Raw genomic sequence first — 8,374 nt, 5'->3', positions numbered from 1 at the left:
CTGGATTCGAACCAACGGATGCCGAGATCAAAACCCGGTGCCTTACCACTTGGCGACGCCCCTAGATTTGATGAACTGTAAGATGGCAGGGGTAGCTGGATTCGAACCAACGGATGCCGGGATCAAAACCCGGTGCCTTACCACTTGGCGATACCCCTAATACAGTACATCTACAGGTGAATAATGGCAGGGGTAGCTGGATTCGAACCAACGGATGCCGGGATCAAAACCCGGTGCCTTACCACTTGGCGATACCCCTATTGAACCTTGAAATGATGTAATGGCGATTCTTGTAGACTGTTCACCAAGTAAGATTTACATGGTGCATTCTCAAGAATGTCGGTCACATTCATATCATCAGTCACTTCGATAAAAACACAAGCACCTGTACCTGTAAGCTTTGCAACACCGAATTGATCGAGATATTGCATCGCCTCATCGACTTCTGGATATAGGCTTCGTGCCACTGGCTCAAAGTTATTTCCGAAATCAGATGGCTTTATCTGATAGGCGCAAAATTTAGAGGGCTTCGTGTCTCTTGTCAACGTTTTTTGTGAAAAAAGCTGTTGAGTGCTGATAAAACAGTCAGGTTTTAACACAATGAACTGTTTTTGATCTAAGTCTATGAATGTTAAGTGTTCACCAATGCCTTCAGCCCAGGCATTGCGACCATGAACAAAAATAGGCACATCCGCGCCCAGCTTGACGCCGAGCTCTGCCAGTTGCTCAGAATTTAAGCCACAATGCCATAACTGGTTCAGCACAATCAGGGTCGTTGCTGCATTGGATGAGCCACCACCAAGACCTGCACCCATGGGAATATTCTTCTCTAGTCGAATGATCAGACCAGAAGGCGTTTTGGCATAAGGCTGCAAAATCTGCGCTGCACGATAGATGAGATTCCGTTCCAAATCGACTGAGGCTAGACCTTCAATCTGAATCTGCTGATCATCTGTTTGCTCAAACTCTAGCCAGTCACACAAATCTATCAACTGAAAGATACTTTGCAGCTCGTGATAACCATCCGGACGGCGACCGGTGATATGGAGAAACAAGTTCAGTTTTGCAGGTGAGGGAACACGAATCATCATAGGCTTGCATCAGACCAGTTAACGGTTTTGAATCACCATTGTAATACGGTTTTCACCCCCATTCTCAAGCGACTGCTTTAAAATCAAGCGGTTTGGAACAGTTGCCTGCTGGTTATAACTCAGATCTACCGTCCAGCCTTGTTCAATAATCTGGCTGATACGCTGTGAGCTGTCTTTCTGGATCTGGGCAGATTGAGTCGCGGGACGTGCCTGTACCCAATCAACTAAATGACTAATCGGGGCTTGCCAGCCGGTTGCACGTTGCAATAGTTCTTCTGCCGTTGCTGCCTTGATCAGGCCGGTTTTGGCACTATTCAAAGTCACTTGGCCAGGAGTACCTGAAATCTGGGTTTTTCCGGCACCTAAGATACCAGTTAGTTCAATATCAAATTCTTCTTGCTGCTGAACCCAGGTAAAAAAGGCACTGCCGCTTTGCTGAGGTGTACGTACCCCGATTTTACCTTGCAGCTGGAACTGGTTTTCAGCCTGTACCGATGGCGTGACAGGCGCTTTTTGCTGAACCATCTGCTGGCAGCCACTCATGAACAGGGCAGTAGAAGCAAGGAAACAGCAGCCTAAAGTACTTATGTTGCGCATAAAAGAATGGACTCGTTCAGGATTGTGGTGCTAACAATAGCGAATTAAGTTGGTTTAATTCTGGGTCATTTGGATGGTTTTGTTGTAATTGTTGTAACACTTGATGGAATTGTTGTAGATCGCCTTTCATATAAAGCGAACGTGCATAACGGACGCCAATTTTTGCACTTGGATTCAGTTCATAGGCTTTAAGCAAGACTTGGGCAGCCGTGGTAAAGTCATTTTGCAAATAACAGATATAGCCATAGGTATCCAGAATAGAAGCCTGTTCTGGTGCGTATTCCAGTGCCTGTTCAGCATAGCGCCGTGCTTCATCCAGACGGCGATTTTGTCGCGCCAGTGTATAAGCATAAGCATTCAGATAGGTTGGACTATTCGGCTCGATTTTAAGCAGGGTTTTTAATAACTGATCCAGTTGATCACGATCTTCATGCGGATCTAACAATAAGACTTGAGCATATACCAGTTCCGGATCATCCGGCAGGTTTTTGCTGGCTTCTTCCAGAATCCGGATTGCTGCGTTCTTATTATTCATGCGTTTCAGAATATCCGCTTGAGCCAGATACAGGAAACTGGCATGTTGCGGATAATTAACCCGTTCCTGAGTCAGAAAGCGCAACGCATCATGCAGTTTATCCTGCTCGGCAAAGATGGCAATAATATTGCGTCGTGAGACCGTATATAGGCTGCCATCCACCAGGCGGTAATAAGCCTTGGCGGTTTCATAATGCTGTTTGCGTTCTGCATTGACCGCCAGATAGTAATAGGCTTCATTCTGGTACTGAGCTGAATAGCGGAGCTCAACCAGATATTTTTCGGCCCGTTCATATTGCTGCAGGTCAATACTGGTTAAGCCGGCAATAAACAGCGCTTCTTCATGTTGTGGTGATTTTTTCAGGATCGTTTCTAGTTTCTGTAAGGCCTTTTCAGCTTCATTCAGCTTGATCAGGTATTTAACCTCAGCCAGACGTATATCCATGTTGTTGCGATGTTTGCGACTGGCTTTCTCGTACCATTTCAACGTTTCCGCATCATCACCCAATGCCGCCAACAGATTGGCTTTCATTAGGATATAGCCAGTTGATTTTGGACGTTTTTTTAGGGCGCGATTAATGGTATTGAGAGCCTGTTCTAACTGACCTTTTTGTGCTTCCAGACCGGCGACCAGCACCAGAATCGAAGGATTGTCTTTGGCTTTGCTGGTATTTAGAGCCTGAATTAAATATTCACGGTCATCCGGCTCATCCGGGGCAATCCCGGCCAGAATTTCTTCCAGATCGGCGTTATCATCAATTTTCAGGATCTTTTCCAGCGTTTCTGCCGCCAGTTCGTACTCATGTGCTTTTAAAGCGATATGCGCCAGATAGAATAATGCCGGAACATCTTGCGGTTCTTGGACGACCCAGTGGGTAGAAATATCCAGCGCTGCATTCAGGTCTTCATGTTCGAGGGCGATATTGAGTGCGCGCTGTTTAACCGCGGTGGAATTGCTTTTAATGGCCAGCACAGTATAGTTGTGTAAAGCGTTTGGAATATCGCGATAGGCGAGTGCGAACTCGGCTATCATACTTTGTTTTATCGCATCATAATTTTGATTTGCATGGTAAACTGCTTCTGCTGCATAAAGATGAGCAGTTGAAGCCATGCTAACCACCAGCAAGAATGTGGTAGAATATTGCTTAATGGTAGGGCCGTTTATACGGCTAGTTGTTAGACGCAATTTTTCTTTATCCAAGTAATGCTTTTTATGACACCGATGTTGCACAATAGCATAAATTTAGTGAAATGATGACCTGATATGTCTTTCTTTGCATTGGGTGTCAACCATCAAACTGCCTCTGTAGAGCTGCGCGAAAAGATTGCTTTTAACCCTGAAAAGTTAAGCATTTTACTTGCCGAGCAAAGCCAGCACCCTGTACTGAATGATATGGTGGTGGTGTCTACATGTAACCGGACCGAAGTTTACGCGATGTCGGACAATGTCGACATGGTGCTAAACTGGCTCGCCCAGACCAATGGTATTGATCCCAAGCAATTACAGAATCATGTTTATCGCTATGAGAATGCGCAAGCCGTCACTCATCTGATGCGTGTCGCCAGTGGTCTCGACTCCCTGATGCTTGGTGAACCGCAGATTCTGGGACAGGTCAAAACCGCACTCTCTCTTGCCAAAGAATCTAAAACCGTTTCGCAAAACCTGAATCGTATCTTTGAATATGCCTTTTATGCGGCCAAGCGTGTGCGCTCGGAAACAGCAGTCGGCAGTCATGCAGTATCGATGGGCTATGCAGTTGCACAATTAGCATTGCAAGTATTTAGCCGGCCTGAGCAGTTAACTGTAATGGTCGTGGCAGCCGGGGAAATGAACAGTCTGGTGGCCAAACATCTGGCAGAAATGGGCGTCAGAAAAATCATTATCTGTAACCGAACTCGTGCTCGTGCAGAGAATCTGGCGCAGGAAATTGCCCACCGTGCAGAAGTCGAGATTATTGATTTTGATCAGTTGGCAGCAAACTTGCATCGTGCAGATGTGATTTCCAGTTGTACCGGTAGTTTGCATCAAGTCATTCACTATCCGGATGTCAAAGCTGCCTTAAAGAAGCGCCGTTACCAGCAAATGCTGTTGGTCGATCTGGCTGTACCGCGTGATATTGATCCAAAAGTTGAAAAGCTGGATGGAGTTTATCTCTATGGCGTGGACGATCTGCAAAGCGTGATTGATGAAAACCTGGCGCAGCGTCGTCAGGCAGCGGTCGAAGCGGAAGTGATGGTCAATCAACTGGCGACTGAGTTGATCACCCAGCAGAAGGTGAGTGAGGCGGGTAGTACGATTCATGCTTACCGGGATTATGGGGAAAGCTTACGTCAGGAAGAACTGGCAACTGCTATGCAACGTATTGCCAAAGGTGAAAGTGCTGAAACAGTATTGGCCGAATTTTCTCATCGTTTGACTCAAAAACTTCTGCATCCGACCTCAATCATGCTGCGTGAAGCTGCCAAAGCTGAAGATCCAAGCTATTTTGAAATGCTACAGCACAGTTTACAGGACGTGGTACAGCATCGCCGTAAGGTTAAACATTAAAATGATGTTGGAATAACTTTCCGATATTTAAAAGGCGTTTAAAATAAACGCCTTTTTTATTTCTTGGTTTTTAATCTTCGAGTAAGGTCATGGAACGTTTTTTATCAATTTCATAAATCCGCATCTTGAGATTTTTCATCTCCGCGATGCTACTAAACTTTTTCGATTTTAATTTGTGTTGTAGACACTGATATTGCAGCTTGATCGAGAAGTCTGCCGCCAGTTTGTCTGCCTGCTCAGGAGAAGAGGTGTAATCACTGACATTGGCATGTTGCAGGATATGCTGTAACTCATGATGATGTGCAGCACAGGCACCGAGTACATAATAGGTCGACAATTCCGGATCATCCGGCAATTCATCAAAAATCACATTAAATATATTCAGGATCTTGAACAACAGCTGATCTTCACTGACCAGTGCGCGTAATGGTTCAAAATGAATATACAGATATGGATGATTCAACAGAATCGCAATGACATACTCTTCGGCATCAATTTTGGTGCTAAAGCTTAGAGAGGCGTCATTATTGACTTTGGGTTGCCATTTGCGGCTAAAACCGAGTTTTTCCCGAAAGAACTGCTGTAGTAGATAACGGAATGAGCCAGCTTTGGGCAATAATTCGGTTAGATGACGTAGCTCTCCCATCACCTGACTTTTACCTTAAGGCGTTGCAATGTCGTGATTCTGGGTGAGATGAGCAAAGACAAAGTCAGAGAGCAACGGTGCCTGATCCAGCAGACGGCGGAAATTTTCAATGCCTTCACGACGAATCAGGGAGTCTGGGTCATGGTCATTCGGCAGGACAAAGAATTTGAGCTCACGCCCATCGTTCAGTAAGGGTAGAGCAATTTCCAGAGTACGGCGTGCCGCTTTTTGTCCAGCCGCATCACCATCAAAGGCAATGGTAATCCGGTTATTCTGCTTGAACAGAATATTTAGATGATCAGTATTACTTGCCGTCCCCAAAGTAGCTACTGCACCATGAATGCCATATTGCTGCAAGGCAATGACATCCATATAGCCTTCTACCATCAGCCAGTCTTGAGCTTTCTGCTTGCGACCTTCATACAGGCCATACAATAACTGGTTTTTATGGAAAACTTCTGAATCTGGTGAGTTGATATATTTCGGTTTGATCTCGTCATTCAGCGCACGACCACCGAAACCAACCACGCGGCCTTTACTATCACGAATCGGAAAGATGACACGATCACGGAGCAGGTCAAAATCCCGACCACTGTCACTGGTACGAATCAGACCTAAAAGTTTGAGACCTTCAATATCCTGTGGGAAGGCTTTTTCCAGATGTTGCCAGTCTTCCGGTGCATAACCGAGTCGCCAGTAAGCAATCGTTTCTGCGGTCAAACCACGCTGTTTAAAATATTGCTGGGCACTTGGACTGTTGGGTAGTTGACGCTCATAAAACTGCGCAATATTTTCCAGCAAGTCATATAAGTTGCCATCTGCTTGTGCTTCTGCTGTAGGCATTTGCTCAAAAGCAGCAAAAGGGTCATCTGTATAAAATTCAGCTTCAGGTGTCTGAATTTCAGCAAATGGATCAAAATAAGCAGACTGTCCAGGCGTCGGATTTGTAGATGTATCCGCAGTTTTTGCTGGTGATGCTGCAACCGGTTTTGGTTTAGCTTCGCGTTTGTATTTTAAGCGGTTGGAATCTTTATTGTCTTTAGGCAGTTCAATTCCGGTCTGGCTGGACAGATCTTTCATCACTTCAATGAAATTGCGGCTGCCAATATCCATTAAAAAGCGAATGGCATTACCATTGGCCTGACAGCCAAAGCAGTGGAAATACTGCTTGTCACGGTAGACGTGAAAAGAAGGCGATTTTTCCTGATGGAAAGGGCAACAGCCCGAATAAGTACGGCCAGTTTTTTTTAGTTTCACGTATTGACCAATCACATCGACAATATCGGTGCGATCGAGAATCTGATCAATCGTATGCTGAGGAATGGCCATGGTTTGCTAAGCTTCTCGTGCTGTGTTATTTAGGTGTTAAATCATTGAAAATTAAAAGTAGGATGATTCATCCAACGCTATAAATGAATTAATTGGTATAACCTGTTTGCACAATTTGTTCAAGCATGGCTCAGAAAATGCAAAAGGGCAAGTATGATAACTTGCCCTTTGTAAAAATGCACCTGTAACAGTCGGCTTATTCAGCAGTCGGTTCAGGTAGCTCAGTTTCAGTGGTTTTAGGACGATCGAGTAAACCAAAAGTCATGCGATTGGTCAGACTGCGTTTTTCTGCTTGGTCTTCAGATGATTGGCTAGACGTATCGGTCACGGTTTTGGCTTCTTTACCGAAAATACCCAAAGTCGCACGATTGAAGAAGCTGCCTTCACTACGTGCTGCACGCAGGTTCACGGTACCGTCGGCATTCACCAGACCTGGATAGTTTAGTTTCAGTACTTCGATATATTGCTGTGCTGTGGCTTTGTCACCTAGCTTGTCATAGCCGTAAGCAACGGTTGCCAGCGCTTCTGGAATCTGTGGCGTTTGTGGGTAATGTTCAATCACCCATAAACCACGTTCAACAGCAGCCAAATATGCTTTACGCTTGATATTGAAACGGGCCGCATTCATTTCGCTTTCTGCCAGTTCCTGACCGATAAACTTCATACGTTGTGCAGCGTCTACTGCATAGGTGCTTGATGGATAGCGGCGAATGAAATCGACAAAATTCTGGTAAGCTACTTTCAGGTAGCTCACATCACGGTGTGACTGTTTTAGTGAGGTATAACGTAGCAGGCCATTATAGTTCTGCTCCATATTCGCTACGCCACGGACATAGTAAGCATAGTCGACATTTGGATGTTGCGGATTCAGACGGATAAAGCGTTCTGCCAGTGCCACTGCACCTTCATAATCTTTTTGCTGGAATTTGACATACAGCAGTTCCAGTTGCGCCTGCGGTGCATACTGGCTGGTTGGGTAATAGGTTTCCAGTGCTTCGAGCTGTTTTGCTGCATCAGTATATTGTTTGCGATCTAGCGCGTTCTGTGCTTTCTGGATATAAACCTGTTCGCTAGATTCTGGACCTTTGTCCACGACTTCTTTTTTTGGATTACTGCTACAGCCTACCATTGCCGATGCAATGCCTAACGTCACAGCAAGCATTGTCATTTTATAATGTGGTAGCGACATAAAAATTCCTCTGTTAATACGGGCAATGAGCTACAATTGCACTATTAAACCACTTTTGTCTGAATGAGCAAATGAGTCAAGCACAATCTTCCAATTCTAATATCCCTGATACTGATTTCAATTTACTTGAAGATTCTGAGGATGCAGATAACCATACTTCAGACGCAACTGCAACACGTTTATCGTTGCAATTTCAATTGGATGAAAGTTATATCGGGCAACGTATCGACCAGATTGCGGCCATGGTCTGGAGCGATTTTTCTCGAGAAAAGCTCAAGCAATGGATCAAAGACGGCAATTTATTAGTGAATGGTCAACCAGTTAAGCCGAAATTTAAAAGTGACGGCTTTGAAACCCTGACTTTAAACGTTGAACTGGAGGCACAAACCCGTAGCCTGCCTGAAGATATTCCACTGGATATCGTCTATGAAGATGATGAC

The 8,374-nt window shown here is 45.0% G+C and carries 8 protein-coding genes and 2 tRNA genes; 2 read left to right on the top strand and 8 right to left on the bottom strand.

Annotated features, from left to right (window positions below; all coding sequences use genetic code 11):
* Positions 1 to 83: 83 nt before the first annotated feature.
* The 5 genes from B4J23_RS12595 to B4J23_RS12575 all read right to left on the bottom strand — a co-directional run bounded on the left by B4J23_RS12595 (position 84) and on the right by B4J23_RS12575 (position 3,408).
* A tRNA-Gln gene (locus tag B4J23_RS12595) sits at positions 84 to 158 on the bottom strand.
* A 26-nt stretch (positions 159 to 184) separates the two neighbouring features.
* Positions 185 to 259 (bottom strand) — tRNA-Gln (locus B4J23_RS12590).
* Positions 258 to 1,088 carry a 4-(cytidine 5'-diphospho)-2-C-methyl-D-erythritol kinase gene (gene ispE / locus B4J23_RS12585; RefSeq protein ID WP_291361050.1) on the bottom strand — a complete coding sequence of 277 codons (831 nt, stop codon included), beginning with the start codon at positions 1,086 to 1,088 and terminating at the stop codon, positions 258 to 260. Before ispE ends, B4J23_RS12590 begins: the two co-directional genes overlap by 2 nt.
* A 21-nt stretch (positions 1,089 to 1,109) precedes the next feature.
* Entirely contained in the window at positions 1,110 to 1,688 is a 579-nt protein-coding gene (gene lolB / locus B4J23_RS12580) for a lipoprotein insertase outer membrane protein LolB (protein ID WP_159123461.1), read from the bottom strand.
* A gap of 16 nt (positions 1,689 to 1,704) precedes the next feature.
* The gene (locus B4J23_RS12575) at positions 1,705 to 3,408 is read right to left on the bottom strand and encodes a tetratricopeptide repeat protein (RefSeq protein ID WP_291361048.1); all 1,704 of its coding nucleotides are present in this window, start codon (positions 3,406 to 3,408) and stop codon (positions 1,705 to 1,707) included.
* A gap of 78 nt (positions 3,409 to 3,486) precedes the next feature.
* On the opposite strand from B4J23_RS12575, the gene hemA reads away from it, so the two are divergent.
* Positions 3,487 to 4,770: a glutamyl-tRNA reductase gene (gene hemA, locus B4J23_RS12570; RefSeq protein ID WP_291361046.1), complete on the top strand. Its 1,284-nt coding sequence runs from the start codon at positions 3,487 to 3,489 to the stop codon at positions 4,768 to 4,770.
* A 70-nt stretch (positions 4,771 to 4,840) separates the two neighbouring features.
* Here hemA and B4J23_RS14415 read toward each other — a convergent pair whose 3' ends face one another.
* The 3 genes from B4J23_RS14415 to B4J23_RS12560 all read right to left on the bottom strand — a co-directional run bounded on the left by B4J23_RS14415 (position 4,841) and on the right by B4J23_RS12560 (position 7,934).
* The gene (locus tag B4J23_RS14415) at positions 4,841 to 5,416 is read right to left on the bottom strand and encodes a hypothetical protein (protein WP_414631577.1); all 576 of its coding nucleotides are present in this window, start codon (positions 5,414 to 5,416) and stop codon (positions 4,841 to 4,843) included.
* 15 nt (positions 5,417 to 5,431) lie between these two features.
* The gene (locus tag B4J23_RS12565) at positions 5,432 to 6,745 is read right to left on the bottom strand and encodes a DNA primase (protein WP_414631576.1); all 1,314 of its coding nucleotides are present in this window, start codon (positions 6,743 to 6,745) and stop codon (positions 5,432 to 5,434) included.
* 196 nt (positions 6,746 to 6,941) lie between these two features.
* A complete protein-coding gene (locus tag B4J23_RS12560) occupies positions 6,942 to 7,934 on the bottom strand; it encodes an outer membrane protein assembly factor BamD (protein WP_291361044.1) in 993 nt (330 codons plus the stop codon).
* A gap of 71 nt (positions 7,935 to 8,005) precedes the next feature.
* On the opposite strand from B4J23_RS12560, the gene B4J23_RS12555 reads away from it, so the two are divergent.
* On the top strand, positions 8,006 to 8,374 hold a 369-nt coding region (locus B4J23_RS12555), incomplete at its 3' end, for a S4 domain-containing protein (RefSeq protein WP_291361042.1).

This window comes from Acinetobacter sp. UBA3025, from assembly GCF_002367915.1.
GTDB lineage: Bacteria > Pseudomonadota > Gammaproteobacteria > Pseudomonadales > Moraxellaceae > Acinetobacter.
The sequence above is the reverse complement of the archived record's forward strand: the minus strand, read 5'-3'. Positions and strand labels throughout refer to the sequence as shown.